Source organism: Komagataeibacter rhaeticus (assembly GCF_003207855.1).
GTDB classification, from domain to species: domain Bacteria; phylum Pseudomonadota; class Alphaproteobacteria; order Acetobacterales; family Acetobacteraceae; genus Komagataeibacter; species Komagataeibacter rhaeticus.
Genome location: NZ_NKTZ01000002.1, coordinates 55,294 through 79,069 on the forward strand (window position 1 = coordinate 55,294; position 23,776 = coordinate 79,069).

Below are 23,776 nucleotides of genomic sequence, written 5' to 3' on the forward strand. Positions count from 1 at the left end.
TGTCCCTACCCCTTCATCATCGTGATATCATCGACCTCGATCGACCCGCGATTGCGGAAATAGACCGTGACAATCGCCAGCCCGATGGCGGATTCGGCGGCCGCGATGGTCAGCACGAACAGCGTCATCACCTGGCCCGACAGGTCACCCGTCGCCGCCGAGAACGCCACGAAGTTGATGTTGGCCGAAAGCAGGATCAGCTCGATCGACATCAGGATGATGATGACGTTCTTGCGGTTGAGGAAAATGCCGAACACCCCCAGTACCAGCAGGATCGCGCCAACGCTCAGATAGGGTGCAAGGCCTATCGCCTCGATCGGGCTATGCATCGCCCTTTCCTTTCGTGCTTTCGGCCGGTTTCGTGACCACCAGTACGGCCTGCGTTTCTTCCGTCGCCTCACGCACACGCCAGGCTTCGGTGCCATAGGTGCCGGGCACGGCGGCCACGTCGTAACTTTCATGCGGGCGCAGGAAGCCGCCCTGGGCTGCCACACCCGCGCCAAGGGGCACCTGCAGCATTTCCAGCGAATCATGCGGCACGCGGTCATGCTGGCGGTCGATATTCTGGCGGCGCCCGCTGGGCCGGTCGCGCAGGGTCAGCACGATCGCGCCGATCATGGCCACCAGCAGCACCAGCGCGCAGGACTGGAACAGGAAGATGTAGTGGGTATAGATCACATCCCCCAGCGCCGCCGTGTTGGTGCGCGTGGGGGACGAGGGCACCAGATGCGCGATCTGGTCGATGTTGGAGGCACTGCGCCAGCGCGCAAACGCCATGACCAGTTCCACCAGCAGCACACCGCCCACCAGTCCGCCAATGGGCGCGTAGCGCTGCACGCCTTCACGCATGCGGGTGAAGTTGACGTCCAGCATCATGACCACGAACAGGAACAGGACGGCGACCGCGCCGACATAGACAATGACCAGCGTCATGGCCAGGAACTCGGCCCCCGCGATCAGGAACAGCCCCGCCGCGTTGAAGAACGCAAGGATAAGGAACAGCACCGAATGCACGGGATTGCGCGCGCACACCACCATGGTGGCGGACAGGACAAGGACCGCCGCGAAAACGTAGAAGACAATCTGGGTCATCATGGGTGAGCTTCCTGCCGCATGGATCTTTCCTCCTGCTGGCATGGCGGGCGTGCGCTGGGCCGCACCCGCCGTGCACTGTCAGCGGTACGGGGCATCAAGCTCGAGCCTGCGGGCAAGCACGCTTTCCCAGCGGTCGCCATTGGCCAGAAGCTTGTCCTTGTTGTACATCAGTTCTTCGCGGGTTTCGGTCGCGAACTCGTAATTCGGCCCTTCGACAATGGCATCCACCGGGCAGGCTTCCTCGCACAGGCCGCAATAGATGCACTTGGTCATGTCGATATCGTAGCGCGTGGTGCGGCGTGAGCCGTCATCGCGCGGTTCGGCCTCGATCGTGATCGCCTCGGCGGGGCATGTCGCCTCGCACAGCTTGCAGGCAATGCAGCGTTCCTCCCCATTGGGATAGCGCCGCAATGCGTGCTCCCCCCTGAAACGCGGCGAGAGCACGCCCTTTTCATACGGGTAGTTGATCGTGGCCTTCGGCTTGAAGAACGCCTTCAGTGTCACGCCCATGCCCGCCACCAGTTCGGACAGCAGCATGGAGCGGGCGGCTTTGCTCAGGGTACCCATCAGCCTACTCCTCCGGGCAGAAGGCCCGTTACCATCAGGAACCCCGCCGTCAGCACCATCCACGCCAGCGAGAACGGCAGGAACACCTTCCAGCCCAGCCGCATGAGCTGGTCGTAGCGGTAGCGGGGGAATGTCGCGCGCACCCAGATGAACACGAACAGGCAGAACAGGATCTTGGCGATCAGCCACAGCGGCCCCGGTATCCAGGTAAAGGGCGCGATCCCCAGCGGCGGCAGCCACCCACCCAGGAACAGGATGCTGACCATGCCGGACATAAGGAACATGTTCGCGTATTCACCCAGGAAGAACAGGCCGAACGCCAGGGCCGAATATTCGACAAAGAAACCCGCCACCAGTTCGCTCTCGCCTTCTGGCAGGTCAAAGGGCGCGCGGTTGGTCTCGGCCAGCGCCGAGATGAAGAACACGATGAACATCGGGAACATGGGCAGGCAGAACCACACATGGCGCTGCGCCAGCACGATGTCATTCAGGTTGAGGCTGCCCACCGCCAGCAGCACGCATACGATCACCAGCCCGATCGAGACCTCGTAGGACACCATCTGCGCCGCCGAGCGCAGGCCGCCAAGGAAGGCGTATTTGGAATTGGACGCCCACCCCGCAATCAGCATGCCATAGACACCAAGCGAGGAGATGGCCAGCAGGTACAGGATGCCCACATTGATGTTGGCAATGGCCAGCCCGTTGCCCGTGGGAATGACCGCCCACGCGATCATGGCCAGCGAAAAGGTCAGGAACGGTGCGAACAGGAACAGCATCCGGTTCGCACCCGCGGGGATGACCGTCTCCTTGGTCAGCATCTTGATGGCATCGGCAAAGGCCTGCAGCACACCGAACGGACCGTTCACGTTCGGCCCCTTGCGCAGCTGCATGGCGGCCATCACCTTGCGTTCGGCCAGCGTCAGATACGCCACCCCCAGCAGCAGCGGCACCAGGACCGCCAGTGATTCCAGCACGATCAGCAGGATCTGGCCCAGCGTGGTATGAAAGAAGAAATCCGCCATGGTCCTACTCCGCCGCCTGGTTTGCCGGGTGCACGTAAATCCCCGAACAGGTTTCCATGGTGGGGCTTGCGCGGCACACGGCATGGGTCAGGTAATAATCGGCAATGACCGGCCGGAACGCATCCGCCGCCACCGGGGTGTTGCCCGCCTGCGGGCCCGTGGTGTCGGATGTGCCTGAACGCGCCCATTGCGCCTGACCGAACACGGGGTTGGCCCGCACCATGCGCGCGCGCAGCGCGTCGATCGTGTCATAGGGCAGCTTGTGGTCCACCACTTCGGAGAACGCGCGCAGGATGCGCCAGTCCTCCCGCGCATCCCCCGGCGGCATGACCGCGCGGAAGGCCTGCTGCACGCGGCCTTCGGTATTGGTGTAGGTGCCCGGCTTTTCGGCATAGAGCGTGCCGGGCAGGATCACATCGGCCCGCGCGGCCCCCGCGTCACCATGATGGCCCTGATAGATGACAAAGGTTTCCGGCCCGATACGCCCGATGGGGAACTCATCCGCCCCCAGCAGCCACAGCACGTCCACCCCGCCCGCCAGCATGCCCGCAACGTCGCGCCCCTTTGGCCCCGGCACCAGGCCAAGGTCCAGCCCGGCCACCCGGCTGGCCGCCGTATGCAGCACGTTGAAGCCATGCCAGTCCGTGCCGATCGCACCGACCTGCACCGCCAGTTCCCAGCAGGCATGGGCTATGGCCTGTCCATCCGGCCGGGTCAGGGCGCCGTGGCCGACCATGACCATGGGCTTCTTCGCGTTCTTCAGCACTTCGGCAAAGGGCAGCGCGCCCGCCGCAAGACGCGCCAGCACATCCGGCCCCTCGCCCAGCACTTCGGCCGCATAGGTCGGGTCAGCGTTGGGGGCACCGATCATGGCGATGGGGAAGCCACCGCGCCCGGCGTCGACGAAGCGCTTGCGGATGCGGGCATTGAGCACCGGCGCTTCCTGCCGGGGGATGGAGCCTACGATCAGCAGCGCGTCCGCTTCCTCTATGCCGGTGATGCCGGTATTGAAGGTGTAGAAATCCCGCCGCGAAAGATCGTACTGCGCGCCGTCCTGCCGGCAGTCGATATTGGGGGAACCGAGCGCCGTCATCAGGTCTTTTAGCGCCATCATGCTCTCGGCATCGCACATGTCGCCCGCGATCGCGCCGATCCGTTCGCCCGGCATGCCCTTGAGCCGGGTGGCGATGGTGGCAAAGGCATCCTGCCAGCCTGCGGGCTGCAGTTTGCCGTCCACCCGTATCCAGGGCCGGTCAAGGCGGCGGCGGCGGAAGCCATCGACCACGAAGCGCCCCTTGTCGGCCAGCCATTCCTCGTTCACCTCATCATTGATGCGCGGTACGATCCGCAGCACGGAGGCACCGCGGGCCTGCATGACGATGTTGGTGCCCACCGCGTCGCACACATCGATCGAGTCCGTGCGCTTGAGCTCCCATGGCCGGGCGCTGAAGGCATAGGGCTGGGATGTCAGTGCGCCCACGGGGCAGATATCGATCAGGTTGCCCGACAGTTCGGATGTCAGCGCCTTTTCGACGTAATTGGTGATTTCCAGATTTTCACCGCGTGAGACGCCACCCAGTTCGGGCACACCCGCCACTTCGGTGGAAAAGCGGATGCAGCGCGTGCACTGGATGCAGCGCGTCATCACGGTCTTGACCAGCGGGCCAAGATACTTGTCGGTTACCGCGCGCTTGTTCTCGCGGTAGCGGGAATGGTCCGCGCCATAGCCGAAGGCCTGGTCCTGCAAGTCACACTCGCCACCCTGATCGCAGATCGGGCAGTCCAGCGGGTGGTTGATGAGCAGGAACTCCATCACCGCGCGCCGCGCACGGCGCACCACCTCGGTATCGGTGAAGATCTGCATCCCCTCGCCAATGGGGAAGCCGCATGAAGCCACCGGCTTGCGCCCGCCCGAGACCTCGACCAGGCACATCCGGCAGTTACCCGCCACCGACAGGCGTTCATGATAACAGAAACGCGGGATTTCCTTGCCCGCCGCCTCACAGGCCTGAAGTGCGGAGGAGCCTGCCGCGACTTCCACCGGAATACCGTCAACGGTTACTTTTACCACTGTTCCTACTCCGCCGCTTCAACCAGGCCCGCCGGTACCTGCACGATACGGCCACCCCCATGCGCTGCCTTGTAGGCGCGGATGCGTTCTTCCATGACCGGGCGGAACCGGCGGATCAGCCCCTGTATCGGCCATGCCGCCGCATCGCCCAGCGCGCAGATGGTGTGTCCTTCCACCTGGCGGGTGACCTGTTCGAGCATGTCGATTTCCTCGATTTCGGCACGCCCCTGCACCATGCGGTCCATGATGCGCATCATCCATCCCGTGCCCTCGCGGCAGGGCGTGCACTGGCCACAGCTTTCGTGCTTGAAGAATTTCGAGAACCGGGCGATGGCCGCGATGATGTCGGTGGATTTGTCCATCACGATCATGCAGCCCGTACCCAGGCCGGAACCTTCGGCGCGCAGGCTGTCGTAATCCATCAGCACGGTGTCGCACACATCGCGCGGCAGCATGGGTACCGAGCAGCCGCCGGGAATGACCGCCAGCAGGTTGTCCCACCCGCCACGCACGCCGCCACCATGCTTTTCGATCAGTTCGCGCATCGGAACACCCAGCTCTTCCTCAAACACGCAGGGCGTATTGACGTGGCCCGATATGGCCATGAGCTTGGTGCCCGCGTTGTTGGGCCGCCCCAGACCCGAGAACCATGCCGCCCCCCGGCGCAGGATGGTGGCGGACACCGCGATGCTTTCCACATTGTTGACCGTGGTGGGGCAGCCGTACAGGCCCATGGCGGCGGGGAAAGGCGGCTTCATGCGCGGCTGGCCCTTCTTGCCCTCCAGGCTTTCCAGCAGCGCGGTTTCCTCACCACATATGTAGGCGCCCGCGCCACGGTGGATGTAGAAGTCGAAATCCCAGCCCGACCCGCAGGCGTTCGGGCCGATCAGGCCGGCGGCATACGCCTCGTCAATGGCATGCTGGAGGTGCATGGCCTCGTTATAAAACTCGCCCCGGATGTAGATGTAGGCCGCATGCGCCCCCATGGCGAAGGAGGCGATCAGCGCGCTTTCCACCAGCTTGTGCGGGTCATGGCGCAGGATCTCGCGGTCCTTGCAGGTGCCGGGTTCCGACTCATCGCCATTGATGACGAGGTAATGCGGCCGCCCGTCATTCTTCTTGGGCATGAACGACCATTTGACACCGGTGGGGAAACCCGCCCCCCCGCGCCCACGCAGGCCGGAGGCCTTCATTTCGTTGATGATGGCGTCACGCCCGCGCGCCAGTATCTCCGCCGTGCCATCCCAGTCACCCCGGGCGCGGGCGCCGGCCAGAGTCCAGTCACCCTGGCCATACAGGTTGGTGAAGATGCGGTCCTTGTCCTGCAGCATGGCCTTACTCCTGCCCCTGCGGTTTCTGCGCCATGTCACCCACCAGGACCTTGCGGCCGCCCGCGGGGGCAGAGTTCAGGCGGTCGATTGTGGGGCCGGGCGTGGGACGTTCGCCGCGTTTGAGTGCCGCGATCAGTTCCTCGGTGCGCGGACCGTCCAGATCCTCGTAATAATCGTCATCCACCTGCAGGATCGGGGCATTGGCGCAGGCGCCAAGGCATTCGACCTCGGTCAGGGTGAACAGGCCGTCGGCACTGGTCTCGCCAAACGCCTTGATGCCCGTGGCCGCCTTGCATGCCGCCGTCACGTCATCGGAGCCACGCAGCCAGCATGATGTGGTGGTGCAGACCTGCAGGTGGTACCGGCCGATCGGCTTCGTGTTGAACATGAGGTAGAAGGTCGCGACCTCGTACACCCGGATCGGGGCCATCTCCAGCCGTTCGGCCACCACGTCCATGGCCACGCGCGGAATCCACGCGCTGCCGGTCTGGCGGCCCATCTGCTTCTGCACCACATACAGCAGCGGCAGCACGCCGCTTGCCTTGCGCTCGGGCGGGTATTTGGCAAGGACGGCCGCGATCTGCCGTTCGCTGTCCTGGTCAAATTCAAAATGGGTGGGTTCGGCGCCCTCGGGCGCGCTGGGCTGGGCGGACATGTCGGTCACCTGTCAATCTCGCCAAATACCAGATCAAGCGACCCGATAATGGCCACGGCATCCGCCAGCATGTGCCGGCGCGACATCTCGTCGATTGCCTGGAGATGGGAAAAACCCGTGGGCCGGATCTTGCAGCGATACGGCCGGTTGCTGCCATCGGCCACCAGATACACGCCAAACTCGCCCTTGGGCGTTTCGGTCACGGTGTAGGTGGCGCCGGGCGGCACATGATAGCCTTCGGTAAACAGCTTGAAGTGGTGGATCAGCGCTTCCATCGAACGCTTCATCTCCCGGCGCGGCGGGGGCGTGATCTTGTGGTCCTGCACCTTGACCGGGCCGGGCCGGATCTGTTCCAGGCACTGGTTGATGATCTTCACGCTCTCGCGCATTTCGGCCACGCGGATCAGGTAACGGTCATAACAGTCACCCTGCCGGCCCACGGGTACGTTGAATTCGACCTTGTCGTAATTGTCATAGGGCTGGCTGCGCCGCAGGTCCCATGGTACGCCCGATGCGCGCAGGCACGGGCCACTGAAGCCCCAGGCCAGTGCCTGTTCGGTGGTGAACACGCCAATGCCCACCGTACGCTGCTTCCAGATGCGGTTGCCGGTCAGGAGCGCCTCAAGGTCATCGATCCACTGCGGGAAGGTCCGTGCCCAGTCGGCAATACGGTCCTCCAGCCCGGCGGGCAGGTCCTGCGCCACCCCGCCGGGGCGGACGTAATTGGCATGGAAGCGCGCGCCGGATGCGGCTTCATAGAACTCGATCAGCTTCTCGCGTTCCTCATACCCCCACAGCGCGGGCGTCAGCGCCCCGCAGTCCAGCCCGAATGATGTCAGGTTGAGGATGTGGTTCAGGATGCGCGTGATCTCGGCAAACATGACCCGGATCCACTTCGCGCGCTCCGGGGCCTCAATGCCCAGCAGTTTTTCCACCGCCAGGGCAAAGGCCTGCTCCTCGCACATGGGGGAGACGTAATCGAGGCGGTCAAAATACGGCAGCGCCTTGGGATACGTCTTGTATTCGATCAGCTTTTCCGTGCCGCGATGCAGCAGGCCGACATGCGGGATGGCGCGGGCAACCACCTCGCCCTCCATTTCCAGCACCAGCCGCAGCACGCCGTGGGCGGAAGGATGCTGGGGGCCGAAGTTCAGCGCGTGGGAGTCGATTTCCACCACATGACGCTTCACATCGCCATCCGCCTCTTCCGGCAGCAGGCTGTCGGGGATGTCCGTATCGCTACGAAGGGTTACGTCGCTCATCTGTCGCCTATCCCTGTCGTTTCATGTCCTGGCGGGCGGCATGCGCCTTTTCATCGCCCGGCAGTGTCAGGATGCCTTCCCATGGCGATTCAAAATCGAAATTGCGGAAGTCCTGCACCAGGTTCACCGGCTCGTACACGACCTGCCGCCGTTCCTCGTCGTAGCGCAGCTCGACATAGCCGGTCAGCGGGAAGTCCTTGCGCAGCGGATGGCCCTCAAATCCATAATCGGTCAGGATGCGACGCAGGTCCGGCTGGTCCGTAAACAGGATGCCGAACAGGTCATAGGCCTCGCGCTCCCACCATGTGGCCGCGGGCCAGAGCTGGTGCACCGATGGCACGGCAGAGGTCTCATCCGTGGTCACGATCACGCGGATGCGGTGGTTATGGGTGACGGACAGCAGGTTGTAGACCACATCGAAACGCTCCGCGCGTTCGGGAAAGTCCACACCGCATATGTCCATCACCTGCTGGCAGGCATAACGCGGGTCGTCACGCAGCAGGGACATGAGCGCCAGCAGTCGCGTGCGCGTTGTCCGCACCACCAGTTCCCCTTTTTCGATACTGGCGGAAAGGATACCGGGCACGGCGGTGGACAGGCGGAAGGCAATGGCGCCCAGCGTGCCAGGGACCACGCGCGTCGGACCACCCGTGGCGGGGGGGGGATTTGCTGGGTCAGCCACGGCGTATGGTCCCTGTCCTGCGGATTTTCTTCTGGAGCTGCAGAATGCCGTAAATCAGCGCTTCTGCCGTGGGCGGGCAGCCGGGCACGTACACATCCACCGGCACGATTCGGTCGCATCCGCGCACCACGGAATAGGAATAGTGGTAATACCCGCCGCCATTGGCGCATGACCCCATGGAGATGACCCAGCGCGGCTCGGCCATCTGGTCGTAAACCCGGCGCAGGGCGGGGGCCATCTTGTTGGTCAGCGTGCCCGCCACGATCATCACGTCCGACTGGCGGGGCGAGCCGCGCGGGATGATGCCCATGCGGTCCAGATCGTAGCGCGGCATGTAGGCGTGGATCATTTCCACCGCGCAGCACGCCAGGCCGAAGGACATGGGCCACAGGCTGCCCGTGCGCCCCCAGTTGACCAGCCTGTCCAGGTTCGCGACCACGAAGCCCTTTTCGGTCATCTCGCCGGTGATGCCCTTGATCACGGCGTCCTGCTCCGGCCCCGGGGGCAGCATTTCCCGGTTCCAGGCTATGCTGTCCGCCGGACGCTCCGTGCCGGGTGTGTCATTGGCCATTGGTACGCCCTCTCCTGTCATGCTCAATCCCAGTCCAGCGCGCCCTTGCTCCATTCGTAAATGAAGCCGACGACCAGAACGCCAAGGAAACCCATCATGGACGCGAAGCCGAACCACCCGATCCGTGACAGGCTCAGCGCCCAGGGAAAGAGGAACGCGACCTCCAAGTCGAAAATGATGAAAAGGATCGCCACCAGATAGAAGCGCACGTCAAAGCGGTGACGCGCATCGTCAAACGCTTCGAAACCACATTCATAGGCGGACGTTTTCTCGGCATAGGGCTTCTGGTGGCCGAACAGCAGCGAACTGCCCAGCATCGCCCCCGCGATCACAACCGCGATGCACCCGAATATGAGAACGGGTAAATAATCAGCGATAACGGAATGCATCTTCCGTGTTCCCAACCTGTTAATCAGCCATCTGCTGTCTTTATCGACTTATGTCTGGCTTCAGGGATGCTAGCCCCAACATGGTTCAGGGAACAGTTACTTAACCGTGTTCTTTCAGGAACATTACTGTGAGGGAAAAATACAGGACCGGATCTGTCAATATTATGTGACCATTACTTTCATGGCACGGTTTTTTGTTTTCATTTTTTCGTGTGGATCAGGCACAAAAAACGCCAGCGCGGGCGCGTCTGGCGTTACGATCATGGTATCCGGATTATGTGCCGTAATGGCGCGAGTGACGGGGCTCGAACCCGCGACCTCCGGCGTGACAGGCCGGCGCTCTAACCAACTGAGCTACACCCGCGTGGTGCATTTTCCCTGCTGCGGTGCGGGAACAGGAAAACATGGTGGGCGATGACGGGATCGAACCGCCGACCCTCTCGGTGTAAACGAGATGCTCTACCGCTAAGCTAATCGCCCGCGCCCCTAGTAAGGGATTGCAAAAAAAGGGGCAACCCAAAAAATGGATTGCCCCTTCTTTTTTTCCCGAACGGAAATGGCCTTACTTGCTGACCGCTTCCTTCAGGTTCTTGCCCGGCTTGAAGCGCACGGATGTGGAAGCCGGGATATCCAGCGGTTCACCCGTGCGGGGGTTGCGCCCCTTGGCTGCCTTGCGGGTTGCGGTCACGAACGTACCGAACCCGACCAGACGGACTTCCTGCTTGCTGGCCAGGGCCTTTTCGATCGCACCGAAAACCGCATCAACCACTTCGCCAGCCTTTGCCTTGGCCAGATCGGCTTCCTCGGCTACAGCAGCGACGAGTTCCTGCTTGTTAAGTGGCTTCTCCATTTTACGCCTTTCTTTATACTGTGCGCCTACGCAATCGTTCAAAAGTCGCGCCGCATTTCTGCACGCACTATGCCGCTGTTTTTTCTCACGTCAACCGACAGAATTCGGGGAATGACCGAGAAAATCCGTCATTCCCCTTCATCATGACAATTTTGCGACCCAGCACCATCGCCACAACGTGCTCAATGGGTCAGTGCGGGCGTGCCCTTGCCTTCCGATGTGGCCGGCGCCACCGGCTCCGTCCACTCGATCGGCTCCGGTTTATGCACCAGTGCCTGCCCGATCACCTCATCCACATGCGCCACGGGCAGGATGGTCAGCGCCGATGTCACGACATCGGGAATATCCACCAGATCCTTTTCATTGTCCTTGGGGATGAAGATGGTCGTCAGCCCCGCACGGTGGGCAGCCAGAAGCTTTTCCTTCAGCCCGCCGATCGGCAGTACGCGGCCACGCAGCGTGATTTCGCCCGTCATGCCCACATCCCGGCGCACCGGAATGCCCGTCATGACGCTGACGATGGACGTTGCCATGGCAATGCCGGCCGATGGCCCGTCCTTGGGCGTGGCCCCTTCGGGCACATGCACATGCAGGTCACGCTTTTCAAACAGGTCGGGACTGATGCCAAAGGTCACGGCGCGGCTGCGGACATAGGACAGGGCGGCAGCCACGCTTTCCTTCATCACGTCGCCCAGCTTGCCGGTCAGCTTGATGTTGCCCTTGCCGGGCACCATCACGCTTTCGATGGTCAGGATCTCGCCCCCCACCTCGGTCCAGGCCAGTCCGGTCACGACTCCGACCATGTCTTCCGACTCGGTCTCGCCATGGCGGAAACGCTTCACGCCCGCATATTTCTCCAGGTTTTCGGCCGTGATCGCCACGCTCCTGGCCTTGCCCGTCACGATCTCGGTCACGGCCTTGCGGGCCAGAGTCGCGATTTCACGCTCCAGGTTACGCACCCCGGCCTCACGCGTGTAGCTGCGGATCAGTTCGCGCAGCGCGTCATCCGACACCGACCACTCGCCCGGCTTGAGGTTGTTGGCCTCCGTCTGCTTGGTCAGCAGGTGGCGCCTGGCAATCTCGACCTTCTCGTCCTCGGTGTAGCCCGACAGGCGGATGATCTCCATACGGTCCAGCAGCGGCTGGGGCATGTTCAGGCTGTTGGCGGTGGTGATGAACATCACATCCGACAGGTCATAATCGACCTCCAGATAATGATCGCCAAAGGTGGAATTCTGCTCGGGGTCCAGCACCTCCAGCAGCGCGGATGACGGATCACCGCGCCAGTCGGCCCCCAGCTTGTCGATCTCATCCAGCAGGAACAGCGGGTTGGACGTCTTGGCCTTCTTCATCCCCTGGATGATCTTGCCAGGCATGGACCCGATATAGGTGCGCCGATGGCCCCGGATCTCGGCCTCGTCACGCATGCCACCCAGCGACATGCGGACATACTGCCGCCCCGTCGCCTTGGCGATGGATTTTGCAAGCGAGGTCTTGCCCACGCCCGGCGGCCCCACAAGGCACAGGATCGGCCCCTTGAGCTTCTGCGCGCGACTCTGGACGGCCAGATACTCGATGATGCGTTCCTTGACCTTCTCCAGCCCGTAATGGTCGGTATCGAGCACCTTCTGGGCTTCGGACAGGTCATGGCGGACCTTGGAGCGCTTTTTCCACGGGATGCCCAGAATCCAGTCAAGGTAATTGCGCACCACCGTCGATTCGGCCGACATCGGGCTCATGGTCCGCAGCTTCTTCAGCTCGGCCACCGCCTTGTCGCGCGCTTCCTTGCTCAGCCTGGTCTTGGCAATCTTTTCCTCAAGCTCGGCGGTTTCGTCCTTGCCGTCCTCGCCTTCGCCCAGTTCCTTCTGGATCGCCTTGAGCTGCTCGTTCAGATAGTACTCGCGCTGCGTCTTTTCCATCTGCCGCTTCACGCGGTTACGGATGCGCTTTTCCACCTGCAGCACGCCGATTTCAGCTTCCATATGCGCGAAAACCCGTTCCAGACGTGCATTCACGTCCTGGATTTCAAGGATTTCCTGCTTTTCGGGAATCTTCAGGTTCAGGTGGCTTGCAATGGTGTCCGCCAGCTTCGACAGGTCATCAATCTGGTTGAGCGAGACCAGCACCTCTGGCGCGATCTTCTTGTTCAGCTTGATGTACTGCTCGAACTGCCCGATCAGCGTGCGGCCAATGGCCTCGGCTTCCTTGCCGTCGGTTTCCTGCTCGGGCACATCCTCGATCTGGGCCTCGAAGTGACCGTCAATCTCCTGCAGGGCGGTGATATGGGCACGCCGCCCCCCCTCCACCAGCACCTTGACCGTGCCGTCGGGCAGCTTGAGCAGCTGCAGGATGGTGGAAACCGTGCCATAGCGGTAGATATCACCCGGCGCCGGGTCATCCTGCGCCGCGTTCTTCTGCGCCACCAGCAGGATCTGCTTGTCGCTGCGGGTCACGGCCTCAAGCGCGCGGACGGATTTCTCACGCCCGACAAACAGCGGCACGATCATATGCGGGAAAACTACGATATCGCGCAGCGGCAGGACGGCAATGGTGTCCTGCGCGCCGCCCGTCTCCTCTGCCCCATGCGGGGCCGCGACGGGGGCGACCGTCTTCTTATCCATGGTTTCGGTGCCCTCGGGTACCGATGTCAGCCTGTCAGTTTTTGACATCTTGTTTTTGACCTCCTGATGGACGATCCCGGATGGACACCCGATCTGGTGGCCTGCCCATCCGTTGCGCCGCATGTGCGACAACTTCACTTCATGTTGTCACGACGCCCCACCACCGCAAGTCCGGTGGTGATAATTCGGCGTGAACCCGGCCCGGTCCTCAGGCGGACTGCTCGGCCGGTTCGTTCTTGCCATACACATAGACGGGCTGGGCCTTGCCCTCCGCCACCTCCTTGTTGACCACGACCTCCTCGACATTCTTCAGGCCGGGCAGGTCGAACATGGTCGACAGCAGGATGCTCTCCAGTATGGCGCGCAGGCCACGCGCGCCGGTGCGCCGCGCAATGGCGCGCTGGGCAATCTGGCGCAGCGCGTCCTCGGTAAAGGTAAGCTGCACTTCCTCCATCTGGAACAGGCGCGCGTACTGCTTGACCAGCGCGTTCTTGGGCTTGGTCAGGATCTCGATCAGGGCCGCCTCATCCAGGTCCTCCAGGGTCGCGACGACCGGCAGGCGGCCGATGAACTCCGGAATCAGGCCGAATTTCAGCAGGTCCTCGGGCTCCACGTCACGCAGCACCGCGCCCATGCGGCGCTCCTCGGGCGACTGCACATCGGCGCCGAAGCCAATGCCCGAACCCTTGCCACGCGCGCTGATGATCTTGTCCAGCCCCGCAAACGCCCCACCACAGATGAACAGCATGTTGGTGGTGTCGACCTGCAGGAATTCCTGCTGCGGGTGCTTGCGCCCGCCCTGCGGCGGCACGGAGGCCACGGTGCCTTCCATGATCTTGAGCAGCGCCTGCTGCACGCCCTCACCGCTCACGTCACGGGTGATGGAGGGATTGTCCGACTTGCGGGAAATCTTGTCGATCTCGTCAATATAGACGATCCCGCGCTGGGCCTTCTCCACGTTGTAGTCCGCCGCCTGCAGCAGCTTGAGGATGATGTTCTCCACGTCCTCGCCCACGTAGCCGGCTTCGGTCAGGGTGGTGGCATCGGCCATGGTGAAGGGCACGTCCAGAATGCGGGCAAGGGTCTGGGCCAGCAGCGTCTTGCCCGAACCCGTGGGGCCGAGCAGCATGATGTTGGACTTCGCGATCTCGACATCATTGTTCTTCTGCGCGTGCGCCAGGCGCTTGTAGTGGTTATGTACGGCCACCGACAGCACCTTTTTCGCATGTGCCTGGCCGATCACGTAATCATCCAGGATCTTGCAGATTTCACGCGGGGTCGGCACGCCGTCACGCGATTTGACCAGATGCGTCTTGTGCTCCTCGCGGATGATGTCCATGCACAATTCGACGCATTCGTCGCAAATGAACACGGTGGGACCGGCGATCAGTTTGCGGACCTCATGCTGCGACTTGCCGCAGAACGAGCAGTAAAGCGTATTTTTGGAATCGCCGGATTTGTTATTCATAACCGCTCCTATTCCCGCGCGGGGGAACTTCTCCATACCTTGCGACCGGACAGGCAGACCCCGGCACGCCGCAGATGACCACTCCCCCCGGGGGCTGGGAGCGCACCTGCGCGCGCGCCCCCCTGTGCAGATTATTCAGCAGGCTTTGACGCAACGTTACGACGGACCACTTCATCCACAATGCCGAATGCCTGCGCTTCCTCCGCCGACATGTAGCTGTCACGCTCCAGCTTGCGCTCGATTTCCTCAAGCGTGCGGCCGGTGTGTTCGTTGTAGATTTCGTTCAGGCGCTTGCGGATGGTCAGGATTTCCTGGGCCTGGATCTCGATGTCGCTGGCCTGTCCCTGTGCCCCGCCCGAAGGCTGGTGCACCATCACGCGGGAATTGGGCAGGGCGAAGCGCCGCCCCTTCTCGCCACCCGCGAGCAGGAGCGAGCCCATGGACGCCGCCTGCCCGATGCACACCGTGCTGACGGGGGAGCGGATGTACTGCATGGTATCATAGATCGCAAGCCCCGCCGACACCACACCACCGGGGCTGTTGATGTAGAACGAGATTTCCTTCGTCGGGTTCACGCTTTCCAGATAGAGCAGCTGCGCCGACACCACGGCCGCGACCTGATCATAGACCGGCCCGGTCAGAAAAATGATCCGTTCCTGCAGAAGGCGGGAATAGATGTCGAATGCCCGTTCCCCGCGGGAGGTCTGTTCAACCACCATGGGTACCAGAGCGTTATTGAAGATCTCCACGGGATCCCGATCCCTCATAGCCATATTCCCGATCCTGAAAGGCAAGGGCGGAGGCCACGCGGGCTACCCGGCGGGAGACGCACGGACAGCCACAACGCAGCCGGGCCCTTCCCGGTTACTTATGACAAAATAGAGACAAACACGCCAGATACCACCCCACCCCCGTCATTTTGCCACGAACGGGGTGACAAACCATGCCTGTGCGCCTGCCCGCAAACACATACGGCGCACGGAAGGGGAGCCTTCCGCGCGCCGCATGCGCTACCTATGTGCAAGAAGCGGATCAGACGTCAGCTTCCGGCATTTCGGCCAGTTCTTCCGGCGTCACGTCCTTGTCCTCGACCTTGGCCAGCTCGACGATGTAGTCGATGACCTTGTTTTCGAAGATGGGGCCGCGCAGCCCGTCAACCGCCTGCGGGTTCTTGGAGAAATATTCGAACACGGCCTGTTCCTGGCCCGGATAGCGCGAAGCCTCGGCGCGCACGGCGTGCACGATTTCGTCCTGCGTCACGGTGATGTTGTTCACCCGGCCAATCTCGGCCAGCAGCAGGCCCAGCTTCACGCGGCGCTCGGCAATCTTGCGATAGTCGGCGCGCAGCGTGTCCTCGTCCTTGTCCTTGTCTTCCTCATCCAGGCGGCCGGCCTTGCGGTCTTCCTCGATCCGGTTCCAGATCTGGCTGAACTCGGCCTCGACCATGCCCGGAGGGGCCTCGAAGTCGGTCTTTTCCGCCAGCCTGTCCAGCAGTTCGCGCTTCAGGCGCAGGCGGGAAAGCTGCTCGTATTCCTGACCGACCTGCTTGGTGATCAGTTCACGCACCTGCTCCAGCCCCTCGAAGCCGAGCTTCTTGGCCAGTTCGTCATCGATCTTGGCTTCAACCGGACGCTTCAGCTCCTTGACCTTGATGTCGAAGTTCGCTTCCTTGCCCGCCAGGTGCTCCGCGCCGTAATCGGCGGGGAAGGTCACGGTGATCACCTTTTCGTCACCGGCCTTCATGCCCACGATCTGCTCGGCAAAACCGGGGATGAAGCCAGCGCCACCCAGTTCGACATTCACGTCGTCGGCGGAGCCGCCTTCAAAGGCCGTGCCGTCAATCTTGCCGACGAAGTCCACCGTCACCACATCGCCATCGGCGGCGGGACGGTCTTCCTCGACCTTCTCGAACTCACGCTGGCGGCCTGCGATTTCTTCCAGCGCCTTGTCCACCGTCTCGGCATTCACCTCGGCCTTGAGGCGCACGAGCGACAGCGTGGACAGGTCGGGAATGGTGATTTCGGGCAGAAGCTCGAACGCAACGGTAAAGACCAGGTCGGCCTTGCTGCCCGGCTCGCTACCCGATACCAGATCCACCTGGGGCTGCATGGCAGGACGCAGGCCACGCTCGTCCAGCAGGGTGCGGGTCGCCTCGCTGACAACCTGCTCCAGAACCTCGCCCTGAACAGATTCGCCAAAACGCTGCTGCAGGATGCTCATCGGCACCTTTCCGGGGCGGAAGCCCGGCAGCTTCATGGACTGTCCAACTTCTTTCAGGCGCGCGGTGCGCTTGCTCTCGATTTCCGCGGCAGGCACCGTAACGGTAAACCCGCGCTTCAGGCCATCGGAAAGCGTTTCAGTAACCTGCATCTGCCAGGCCATCCTCTCGGTCAGAACGTATCAAAGAACGCAAGAGGCCGCTTGGGCCACCACGTCTGTTCGCATAACGCGACTTGCCGGGATCTTGGTACGGGCGGAGGGACTTGAACCCCCACGACTTGCGTCACCAGAACCTAAATCTGGCGTGTCTGCCAATTCCACCACGCCCGCACAGTGCCCAGGCTGTAAGCGCGCGGCTTTAGCGCACCATTCGCCATGGGGCAAGGTCCCGACACGCAGGAAAAGGTGTTTTCAGCCCAAAACTTTTTGCGCCAGGGCCTCCGCCCGCGCCCGCGCGGCCCCCACATGGCGGTCAAAGTCCTCGGCTACCGGCCATGCCCCCGCATGCAGCGCCGCGTCACCATGCAGCCAGACCCCGGCACATGCCGCCTCCCACCGGGGCATGCCGGCGGCCAGCAGCGCGGCGATGATTCCCGTCAGCGTATCACCCGACCCCGCCGTGCCCAGCATGGGGGTGGCATGGTCGTTTATGGCGATACGGCCATCGGGACTGGCGATGATGGTGTCCGGCCCCTTCAGCACGGTCACCGCCCCGGTGCGGGCGGCGGCATTGCGGGCGGCGGTGAGCCGGTCCGGCCCCGGCCGGCCGAACACGCGCGAGAACTCGCCTATATGCGGCGTGATGATGGCCGCCCCCTCCAGCCGCTGCGGCGCCCCGGCGGCCATGCTGAAGGCCCCCGCATCGGCAATGACATCCCGCCTCGCCCGGACCAGTGCCGGAAAGGTGGCCGCCACTTCCGCCACCGACAGGCCGGGACCACACACCCATGTGCGGCGGCGCGAATCCTCCAGCAACTGTGCCAGCGGGCCGGAATCCACGATCAGCCCGGCAGGCGCGGTCATGCGGTAGATCCCGGCGCTCTCCCCCACCGCCAGCCGGACAAGCCCGGCACCCGCGGCCCGGGCGCCTGCGGCGGACAGGCGGGCGGCGCCGGGCATTTCCGCCCCCCCGCAGATGCTGACGACACCCCGGCTGTATTTATAGCTGTCCACCCCACAGGCGGGCGGCCGCCACAGGCCGGGTTCGTTGTGCCAGGTCCGAATCGGCACGGTGGCCACCGCGGCTTCCGGTATGCCGATATCCGCCACGATCACCCGCCCGCACAGCGTACGCCCCGGCAGCAGCAGGTGGCCGGGCTTGCGGCGGCAGAACGTGACCGTCAGTCCGGCCGCCACCGCGTGGCCGCGCACGGCCCCCGTCGCCCCGTCAACGCCGGTTGGCATGTCGATGGCGACAAGCCGGGGAGCCGCACCCAGCACTGCCGCGATGTCCGCCCCCACGTCCCGGCTCAGCCCCGCGCCGAACACCGCATCGACCACCAGGTCGAAACGCGCGGCACTCTCCGCCGTGAACGGCACGACGGGGCCGCGCCACGCTGCCGCTGCCGCCGCCGCGTCCCCGCCCGGACGGGGGGCTGCCGGCATGGCGACCGAGACCGGCCAGCCGTGCTCCGCCAGCCTGCGTGCCGCAACGTAGCCATCGCCACCATTATTGCCCGGCCCGCACAGCACCAGCACCCGGCACGGACGGGTATGCTGGCGTATGGCGCGCGCAACGGCGCGGCCCGCGCTTTCCATTAATGTGGCCACCGGCACATGCACGCTGGCCGCAGCGTCAATCCGCGCCATTTCAGCCGGCGCGGGCAGCAACAGGTGGCGCGCGATGGCACCGGAAGGTTGATTGTCAGGCATGTCCGCCCCCTTTATGGCAACTCCGGCCATGTCAGTGCCCTTGCACATGATGCAGGAATGGGGAAACAAGCACCCTGCATCTTGCCTGTGGCACTATGACCGTTTTCCTTAACCCTACCCCCGCAAGGAGGCTTCATGTCCCTGTCCATAGTCTGGAGCCTTGTGCTCGCCCTTCATATTACCGCCATGGCGACATGGGTTGGCGGCATGATCTACGCGGCCTTCGTGCTCAGGCCCAGCCTGGGGCTGCTGGACCCGACGCAGCGCGCCTCGGTCCACCTGCAGACGCTGAACCGCTTTTTCCGCATCGTCTGGCATACCATGCCCATGGTCCTGGTGACGGGATGGCTGCTGATCTATCATGATGGCGGCTTCGCGGTCGTGCCATGGCCGATCAACCTCATGCAGCTTTTCGGCCTGATCATGGCTGGCGTGTTCGCGCGCATCTATTTCGGCCCCTACCAGACGGCCCGCCGCGCGCTGCGTCCCAGGCCGGGCGTGTTCGACTCGATCCGCTCGCTGGTCATGCTCAATGCCGGACTGGGCGTGCTGACCATCATCACCGCCTGCCTGGCGCATCCGTTCTGAAATTGCGGGGGCGTATCCTCACGCCCCCTTGATTTCCGTTGCAAAGATGGATAGGCACAGGGAATGTGGCGCCTGAGGGGCCTGTCCCCGCGTGTCACACTCCCCTTCCCTGCATTGCTGCAGGTACATCAGGGACGGCAGCCTGATACAGCGCGACACGGTGGCAATCGGACGGGGCCATATTCATCTGCTGATACGTTCGAGAGTAATTTGAGCGCCAAAAAAACTTCCTCCGCCCCGGCCCGTCCCGCGAAAAAGGCGGTGACCGCATCCCCTGCCACCAGCACGGACGGGGCCGTAACGCCTGACGCGCCTGCCGCAGACGCGGAACCCGAACAGGCCCAGCCCCTGTTTTCCGAACTTGGCCTGTCCGAGCCCATCCAGCGCGCGATTGATGAGATGGGATACCGTCATCCCACCCCCATCCAGGCACAGGCCATTCCCTATGTGCTGATGGGCCGCGACGTGCTGGGGGTTGCCCAGACCGGCACGGGCAAGACCGCGTCCTTCACCCTGCCGATGCTTGAAATCCTGCAGGGTTCACGCGCGCGGGCGCGCATGCCGCGTTCGCTCATACTGGAACCCACGCGCGAACTGGCGTTGCAGGTGGCGGAGAATTTCGTCAATTACGGCAAGCACCTCAAGCTGACCCATGCGCTGCTGATCGGTGGCGAGAGCATGGCCGAGCAGAAGGAAGTGCTCAACCGTGGCGTGGACGTGCTGATCGCCACGCCCGGCCGCCTGATCGACCTGTTCGAACGCGGGGGCCTGCTGCTGACCCAGACGAAGCTGCTGGTGATCGACGAAGCCGACCGCATGCTTGACATGGGCTTCATCCCCGACATCGAGAAGATCGTGAGCATGCTCTCACCGCTGCGCCAGACGCTGTTCTTCTCCGCCACCATGGCACCCGAAATCCGCCGCCTGGCCGATGCATTCCTGCGCAACCCCAAGGAGATCACGGTCAGCCGTCCCTCCTCCGTCGCCTCCACCATCGAGACCGGGCTTGCCATTGTCGATGCCAAGGACAAGCGCCGCGCGCTGCGCAAGCTCCTGCGCGAAGCGGACATGCAGAACGCCATCGTGTTCTGCAACCGCAAGCGCGATGTGGACGTTCTGTGCAAATCCCTGATCAAGCACGGGTTTTCCGCTGGTGCGCTGCATGGTGACCTGGCGCAGTCCGTGCGGTTCTCCACCCTTGAGGCGTTCAAGAGCGGGGAGCTGAAAATCCTGGTCTGTTCCGATATCGCGGCACGCGGGATTGATATCGGCGGCCTGTCGCATGTGTTCAATTTCGACCTGCCGTTCCATGCCGAGGACTACGTTCACCGAATCGGCCGCACCGGCCGTGCGGGCCGCACCGGCCACGCCTACAGCCTTGCCACCCCCGATGAGGAAGCACTGGCCCAGGCGATCGAGAAACTGACGGGCAAACCCATCCCGAGAATCGAGGTCAAGGGCGTGGACAATCTGCAATGGTCTGACGAGCCGCGCAGCACGAATGGCCGCCGCAAATCGCGCAAGAACAACGCGGACACGGCAGCAGCCACACCGGCAGCTCCCGCTCCCACCACGCCAGCCGCTGTGGCGGACGAGCCGCCCCGCAGGGGCCGCAGGCAGGCAGCAGCCACAGCCGCCCCCGCCCCCGCCACCAGTACGCCCCTGCGGCGTGAACGTGAGGCCGGACTGCTGCCCGCGGCACCCGACCAGCCGATTACCGGATTCGGGGAGGACATGCCTGCCTTCATGCGCCTGCCCCGGCGGGAAAAGCCCGTTATCGCGGCAGACGAATAAGCCGTATCCCGCAAGCGATCACGGTTATGGAAAACGTAACAGCCAGCGCCATCCCCGTGGTGGCGCTTGGCAATGATGGGGATGGTCTGGCCCGGACCCCGGCGGGCATGCTGTTCGTGCCCGGCACCGTGCCAGGAGATGAAATCCTGCTGGCCAGCCAGACAGCAACCCACGGCACGCTGGAGCGTGTCGTCTCCCCCGGCCCCGCGCGTGTAGCACCGCCCTGCCCCCTGTTTGGTAGCTGTGGCGGTTGCCGCCTGCAGCACATGGCGCTGCCCGCCATCATGGACTGGAAAGCCGGGCGGGTGGTCGAAGCACTGCGCCATGCGGGGTTTGACTCCGTTCCCACGCCACAGACCCGGCAGGTCAGCCCCCATGGCAGGCGGCGGGTCGATCTGGCCTTCCGCCGCGCGGGGCGTGAAATCGTGCTGGGCCTGCATCGCCGCCGGGGCGATGTGGTGGACATGACGGCCTGCACCCTGCTGGACCCGACACTGCTGGCCCTGCTGCCGCCGCTGCGCACCATGCTGCATTCCCTGCCCGCCGTGCATGCGGGGGGTGACATACAGATCAACCTGCTTGACAGCGGCCCTGACCTGCTGATTGCAATGGATGGCACGCCCGATACCAATGACCGGCGCATCCTGGCCGAATTCAGCCGGGCGCACGGGATCGCCCGCATTTCCCTGCGTGCCCGACCGCCCGAGACGCTGGCCCTGACGGGACCGGTCTTCCATCATTTTGATGGAACGCGCGTGGTCCCGCCGCCCGGCGCCTTCCTCCAGCCCGCGCGGGAGGGGGAAGAGGCCATCAGGCAGGCCGTTCTGGCCGGCCTACCGCGCAAGGGGCTGAAGGCCGGGATTATCGAACTGTATGCGGGCTGTGGCACGCTGTCCTTCGCGCTGGCGATGCAGGCAAAGGTCCATGCCTATGAAGGTGACCGCCCGGCCTTTGCCTGCCTGAAACAGGCCAGCGGCGGCACCCGCGTGCTACCCGCCCTGCGCGACCTGAACCGCCAGCCGGTCATGGCCACCGAACTGGCCAAGAGTGCCGCCGTGGTGCTGGACCCGCCCCATGCGGGGGCTGGTGCGCAGGTGGCCCAGATTGTGACGGGCAGGCCGCGCTGTGTGATTTATGTAAGCTGCAACCCGGCCGCACTCCAGCGTGACCTGACACCCCTGCGGCAGGCAGGCTACCGGCTGGACAGCCTGACGGTGATTGACCAGTTCCTGTGGTCAGCCGAGGTTGAAGCCGTGTGTGTGCTCACACTTCCCGCTGCCCGGCCCCGGCGTTAAGGGCCGAACCACCATAACTTATTGATAGAAGTTTCCGGGTGCCGCTTTTTTTTAAAAAGGCGGTATTCTCTAAAGCTTTTTGAAAAAAGCTTCACCAAAAACTTCCATCCATTTTTCCATTAAACGTGGAAGCTTTCCCCGCAGCCGCAGCGCCCCTTTTCGTTGGGATTGCTGAAGGTAAAGCCGGATTCAAGCTGCCTGACTTCATAATCCATGACCGAGCCGATCAGGAACAGCGTGGCCTTGCGGTCCACCAGCAGGGTCACACCCTTGTCCACCACCACTTCATCCCCCGGGCCGGGCTGCTCCACAAAGCTCATGTCATAGGCATGGCCGGAACAGCCCTTGGTGGAAATGGCAATGCGCAGCAGGTGGCCCGCATGATTGGTCTGGTACAGCTTTTCCAGCCGCTGGGCCGCCCGGTCCGTCATGGTCAGAAGCGGGGGCAGCGCACGACGCGGCGCGGATCTGGTGGCAACTGGCGTGTTCGGTTCGGTCGTCATGGCACATGCCCCTGCTGGGTTCAGAACATATTCAGGGAAAGGCGCGCATCCTCGCTCATGCGCGACATATCCCATGGCGGCTCCCACACGATCTCGACCGTGGCGGACGTGACCGTATCAAGCTTTTCCACGGCTTCCTTGACCTGCGCGGGCAGTTCCTGCGCGCTGGGGCAATTGGGGGCCGTAAGGGTCATCTCGACCTTGACGGTACCATCATCATGCAGGTCGATGGCGTAAATCAGGCCAAGTTCATAGATGTTGACCGGAATTTCCGGGTCATACACGGTGGCGATGGCGGCGATGATCGTGTCCTCATCCGGGGAAGTGGATGAGCCTGCGCCTTCGGCCGGTTTTTCACCATCGGGGGTCCAGGCGGATACGGGCGGCGTTTTGCCAGCCACGTCCCCTTCGGCCTCAAGGGAGAAATGCCCGGCTCCCTCCGCCATGCCACTGGCAGGCGCTACCTGATTTTTCTCGTCCATGAGACCTTCACCTGTCTTTTTCATCATTGAGCATCTCGGTCAGCGCCGACCAGGGCAGCATGGCGCAGCGGATGCGCGAGCGATGCTGGTGGAGGGGCGCGAAAACCGACAGCTCCCCCAGCCCCTCCGGGGCAATGCCCGTTTCAACCGCTGCGACAAGTTCCGCCTGCAACCGGCTGACCTGTGCACGCCCCTGCCCCGTCACCCGTTCGGCCATCAGGTCGGCTGATGCGGCGCAGATCGCACATCCTCTCGTTTCATGTCTTAATGTAGCAATCCGCCCCTGCGTATCAACCATGGCGTGCAGTTTTACCCGGTCACCACAAAGCGGGTTGCCGCCCTGACCATGCAGCGGCGCATCAGGCAGGTCGCCCGCATGGCGGGGGCTTTTTGCCCGCTCCAGTACCACGGAGCGGTACAGATCATCCTGTGCCATCA

Annotated in this window: 23 protein-coding genes and 3 tRNA genes; 3 read left to right on the forward strand and 23 right to left on the reverse strand. The window is 63.5% G+C overall.

All coding sequences use genetic code 11. From position 1 onward, the window contains the following. Positions 1-5 precede the first annotated feature (5 nt). The 20 genes from nuoK to CFR78_RS02500 all read right to left on the reverse strand — a co-directional run bounded on the left by nuoK (position 6) and on the right by CFR78_RS02500 (position 18,676). Positions 6-329 carry an NADH-quinone oxidoreductase subunit NuoK gene (nuoK, locus tag CFR78_RS02405; protein WP_007399835.1) on the reverse strand — a complete coding sequence of 108 codons (324 nt, stop codon included), beginning with the start codon at positions 327-329 and terminating at the stop codon, positions 6-8. Further along, a complete protein-coding gene (locus CFR78_RS02410; protein WP_034932924.1) occupies positions 322-1,095 on the reverse strand; it encodes an NADH-quinone oxidoreductase subunit J in 774 nt (257 codons plus the stop codon). The genes nuoK and CFR78_RS02410 overlap by 8 nt, the downstream gene beginning before the upstream one ends. Before the next feature lie 78 nt (positions 1,096-1,173). Then, entirely contained in the window at positions 1,174-1,662 is a 489-nt protein-coding gene (gene nuoI, locus CFR78_RS02415) for an NADH-quinone oxidoreductase subunit NuoI (RefSeq protein WP_007399833.1), read from the reverse strand. Then, a complete protein-coding gene (gene nuoH / locus CFR78_RS02420; RefSeq protein ID WP_007399832.1) occupies positions 1,662-2,684 on the reverse strand; it encodes an NADH-quinone oxidoreductase subunit NuoH in 1,023 nt (340 codons plus the stop codon). The genes nuoI and nuoH overlap by 1 nt, the downstream gene beginning before the upstream one ends. Positions 2,685-2,688: 4 nt before the next feature. Further along, positions 2,689-4,755, reverse strand: coding sequence for an NADH-quinone oxidoreductase subunit NuoG (nuoG, locus tag CFR78_RS02425; RefSeq protein WP_034932926.1), 2,067 nt, complete (start codon positions 4,753-4,755; stop codon positions 2,689-2,691). 5 nt (positions 4,756-4,760) lie between these two features. Then, complete coding sequence (nuoF, locus tag CFR78_RS02430; RefSeq protein WP_034932928.1) at positions 4,761-6,086, reverse strand: NADH-quinone oxidoreductase subunit NuoF; 1,326 nt, start codon at positions 6,084-6,086, stop codon at positions 4,761-4,763. 4 nt (positions 6,087-6,090) lie between these two features. After that, a complete protein-coding gene (locus CFR78_RS02435; RefSeq protein ID WP_007399829.1) occupies positions 6,091-6,741 on the reverse strand; it encodes a complex I 24 kDa subunit family protein in 651 nt (216 codons plus the stop codon). Between the two features lie 5 nt (positions 6,742-6,746). Continuing rightward, on the reverse strand, positions 6,747-8,003 hold the full coding sequence (locus CFR78_RS02440) for an NADH-quinone oxidoreductase subunit D (RefSeq protein WP_007399828.1): 1,257 nt from the start codon (positions 8,001-8,003) through the stop codon (positions 6,747-6,749). Positions 8,004-8,010: 7 nt separating this feature from the next. Next, positions 8,011-8,685 (reverse strand): NADH-quinone oxidoreductase subunit C, encoded by a 675-nt coding sequence (locus CFR78_RS02445; RefSeq protein ID WP_007399827.1) that lies wholly within the window; start codon positions 8,683-8,685, stop codon positions 8,011-8,013. Then, the gene (locus CFR78_RS02450) at positions 8,678-9,256 is read right to left on the reverse strand and encodes a NuoB/complex I 20 kDa subunit family protein (RefSeq protein ID WP_007399826.1); all 579 of its coding nucleotides are present in this window, start codon (positions 9,254-9,256) and stop codon (positions 8,678-8,680) included. The genes CFR78_RS02445 and CFR78_RS02450 overlap by 8 nt, the downstream gene beginning before the upstream one ends. 23 nt (positions 9,257-9,279) lie before the next feature. After that, positions 9,280-9,645, reverse strand: a complete 366-nt coding sequence (locus tag CFR78_RS02455) for an NADH-quinone oxidoreductase subunit A (protein ID WP_007399825.1) — start codon at positions 9,643-9,645, stop codon at positions 9,280-9,282. A 287-nt stretch (positions 9,646-9,932) separates the two neighbouring features. Next, positions 9,933-10,009: transfer RNA gene (locus CFR78_RS02460), tRNA-Asp, on the reverse strand. A 41-nt stretch (positions 10,010-10,050) separates the two neighbouring features. Then, positions 10,051-10,125: transfer RNA gene (locus CFR78_RS02465), tRNA-Val, on the reverse strand. Between the two features lie 82 nt (positions 10,126-10,207). Beyond that, positions 10,208-10,495 carry an HU family DNA-binding protein gene (locus tag CFR78_RS02470; RefSeq protein WP_007399823.1) on the reverse strand — a complete coding sequence of 96 codons (288 nt, stop codon included), beginning with the start codon at positions 10,493-10,495 and terminating at the stop codon, positions 10,208-10,210. Between the two features lie 182 nt (positions 10,496-10,677). After that, positions 10,678-13,164, reverse strand: a complete 2,487-nt coding sequence (gene lon / locus CFR78_RS02475; protein WP_034933376.1) for an endopeptidase La — start codon at positions 13,162-13,164, stop codon at positions 10,678-10,680. 160 nt (positions 13,165-13,324) lie between these two features. Then, positions 13,325-14,584, reverse strand: coding sequence for an ATP-dependent Clp protease ATP-binding subunit ClpX (gene clpX, locus CFR78_RS02480; RefSeq protein WP_007399821.1), 1,260 nt, complete (start codon positions 14,582-14,584; stop codon positions 13,325-13,327). A 131-nt stretch (positions 14,585-14,715) separates the two neighbouring features. Continuing rightward, a complete protein-coding gene (gene clpP, locus CFR78_RS02485; protein ID WP_034932932.1) occupies positions 14,716-15,351 on the reverse strand; it encodes an ATP-dependent Clp endopeptidase proteolytic subunit ClpP in 636 nt (211 codons plus the stop codon). A 265-nt stretch (positions 15,352-15,616) separates the two neighbouring features. Then, positions 15,617-16,954: a trigger factor gene (gene tig / locus CFR78_RS02490; RefSeq protein WP_034933378.1), complete on the reverse strand. Its 1,338-nt coding sequence runs from the start codon at positions 16,952-16,954 to the stop codon at positions 15,617-15,619. 95 nt (positions 16,955-17,049) lie between these two features. Beyond that, positions 17,050-17,134 (reverse strand) — tRNA-Leu (locus CFR78_RS02495). A gap of 81 nt (positions 17,135-17,215) precedes the next feature. Further along, complete coding sequence (locus CFR78_RS02500) at positions 17,216-18,676, reverse strand: bifunctional ADP-dependent NAD(P)H-hydrate dehydratase/NAD(P)H-hydrate epimerase (RefSeq protein ID WP_051672179.1); 1,461 nt, start codon at positions 18,674-18,676, stop codon at positions 17,216-17,218. A 135-nt stretch (positions 18,677-18,811) separates the two neighbouring features. Between CFR78_RS02500 and CFR78_RS02505 the strand changes: the two genes are divergently transcribed. From CFR78_RS02505 to CFR78_RS02515, 3 genes are all read left to right on the forward strand, one after another. After that, entirely contained in the window at positions 18,812-19,264 is a 453-nt protein-coding gene (locus CFR78_RS02505; protein WP_007399816.1) for a CopD family protein, read from the forward strand. Between the two features lie 210 nt (positions 19,265-19,474). Further along, entirely contained in the window at positions 19,475-21,058 is a 1,584-nt protein-coding gene (locus CFR78_RS02510) for a DEAD/DEAH box helicase (RefSeq protein WP_034932935.1), read from the forward strand. Positions 21,059-21,084: 26 nt separating this feature from the next. Next, the gene (locus tag CFR78_RS02515) at positions 21,085-22,353 is read left to right on the forward strand and encodes a class I SAM-dependent RNA methyltransferase (protein WP_034932938.1); all 1,269 of its coding nucleotides are present in this window, start codon (positions 21,085-21,087) and stop codon (positions 22,351-22,353) included. 119 nt (positions 22,354-22,472) lie between these two features. Here CFR78_RS02515 and CFR78_RS02520 read toward each other — a convergent pair whose 3' ends face one another. From CFR78_RS02520 to sufU, 3 genes are read right to left on the reverse strand one after another with little or no spacing between them, the layout of a single operon-like run. Further along, positions 22,473-22,856, reverse strand: a complete 384-nt coding sequence (locus CFR78_RS02520; protein ID WP_007399812.1) for a HesB/IscA family protein — start codon at positions 22,854-22,856, stop codon at positions 22,473-22,475. Positions 22,857-22,876: 20 nt separating this feature from the next. Beyond that, complete coding sequence (locus tag CFR78_RS02525) at positions 22,877-23,338, reverse strand: SUF system Fe-S cluster assembly protein (protein WP_034932940.1); 462 nt, start codon at positions 23,336-23,338, stop codon at positions 22,877-22,879. Between the two features lie 7 nt (positions 23,339-23,345). Continuing rightward, positions 23,346-23,774: a Fe-S cluster assembly sulfur transfer protein SufU gene (gene sufU / locus CFR78_RS02530; RefSeq protein WP_110580972.1), complete on the reverse strand. Its 429-nt coding sequence runs from the start codon at positions 23,772-23,774 to the stop codon at positions 23,346-23,348. Positions 23,775-23,776: the final 2 nt, after the last annotated feature.

Bases quoted from the DNA above. Each gene is read 5' to 3' on its own strand.
- lon (WP_034933376.1), bottom strand. From the start codon at position 13,164: ATGTCAAAAACTGACAGGCTGACATCGGTACCCGAGGGCACCGAAACC.
- sufU (WP_110580972.1), bottom strand. From the start codon at position 23,774: ATGGCACAGGATGATCTGTACCGCTCCGTGGTACTGGAGCGGGCAAAA.
- nuoH (WP_007399832.1), bottom strand. From the start codon at position 2,684: ATGGCGGATTTCTTCTTTCATACCACGCTGGGCCAGATCCTGCTGATC.
- tig (WP_034933378.1), bottom strand. From the start codon at position 16,954: ATGCAGGTTACTGAAACGCTTTCCGATGGCCTGAAGCGCGGGTTTACC.
- nuoI (WP_007399833.1), bottom strand. From the start codon at position 1,662: ATGGGTACCCTGAGCAAAGCCGCCCGCTCCATGCTGCTGTCCGAACTG.
- CFR78_RS02525 (WP_034932940.1), bottom strand. From the start codon at position 23,338: ATGGACGAGAAAAATCAGGTAGCGCCTGCCAGTGGCATGGCGGAGGGA.
- nuoF (WP_034932928.1), bottom strand. From the start codon at position 6,086: ATGCTGCAGGACAAGGACCGCATCTTCACCAACCTGTATGGCCAGGGT.
- nuoK (WP_007399835.1), bottom strand. From the start codon at position 329: ATGCATAGCCCGATCGAGGCGATAGGCCTTGCACCCTATCTGAGCGTT.
- CFR78_RS02520 (WP_007399812.1), bottom strand. From the start codon at position 22,856: ATGACGACCGAACCGAACACGCCAGTTGCCACCAGATCCGCGCCGCGT.
- clpX (WP_007399821.1), bottom strand. From the start codon at position 14,584: ATGAATAACAAATCCGGCGATTCCAAAAATACGCTTTACTGCTCGTTC.
- clpP (WP_034932932.1), bottom strand. From the start codon at position 15,351: ATGAGGGATCGGGATCCCGTGGAGATCTTCAATAACGCTCTGGTACCC.
- CFR78_RS02435 (WP_007399829.1), bottom strand. From the start codon at position 6,741: ATGTCCGCCCAGCCCAGCGCGCCCGAGGGCGCCGAACCCACCCATTTT.
- CFR78_RS02410 (WP_034932924.1), bottom strand. From the start codon at position 1,095: ATGATGACCCAGATTGTCTTCTACGTTTTCGCGGCGGTCCTTGTCCTG.
- CFR78_RS02455 (WP_007399825.1), bottom strand. From the start codon at position 9,645: ATGCATTCCGTTATCGCTGATTATTTACCCGTTCTCATATTCGGGTGC.
- CFR78_RS02515 (WP_034932938.1), top strand. From the start codon at position 21,085: ATGGAAAACGTAACAGCCAGCGCCATCCCCGTGGTGGCGCTTGGCAAT.
- CFR78_RS02500 (WP_051672179.1), bottom strand. From the start codon at position 18,676: ATGCCTGACAATCAACCTTCCGGTGCCATCGCGCGCCACCTGTTGCTG.
- CFR78_RS02440 (WP_007399828.1), bottom strand. From the start codon at position 8,003: ATGAGCGACGTAACCCTTCGTAGCGATACGGACATCCCCGACAGCCTG.
- CFR78_RS02505 (WP_007399816.1), top strand. From the start codon at position 18,812: ATGTCCCTGTCCATAGTCTGGAGCCTTGTGCTCGCCCTTCATATTACC.
- CFR78_RS02450 (WP_007399826.1), bottom strand. From the start codon at position 9,256: ATGGCCAATGACACACCCGGCACGGAGCGTCCGGCGGACAGCATAGCC.
- CFR78_RS02470 (WP_007399823.1), bottom strand. From the start codon at position 10,495: ATGGAGAAGCCACTTAACAAGCAGGAACTCGTCGCTGCTGTAGCCGAG.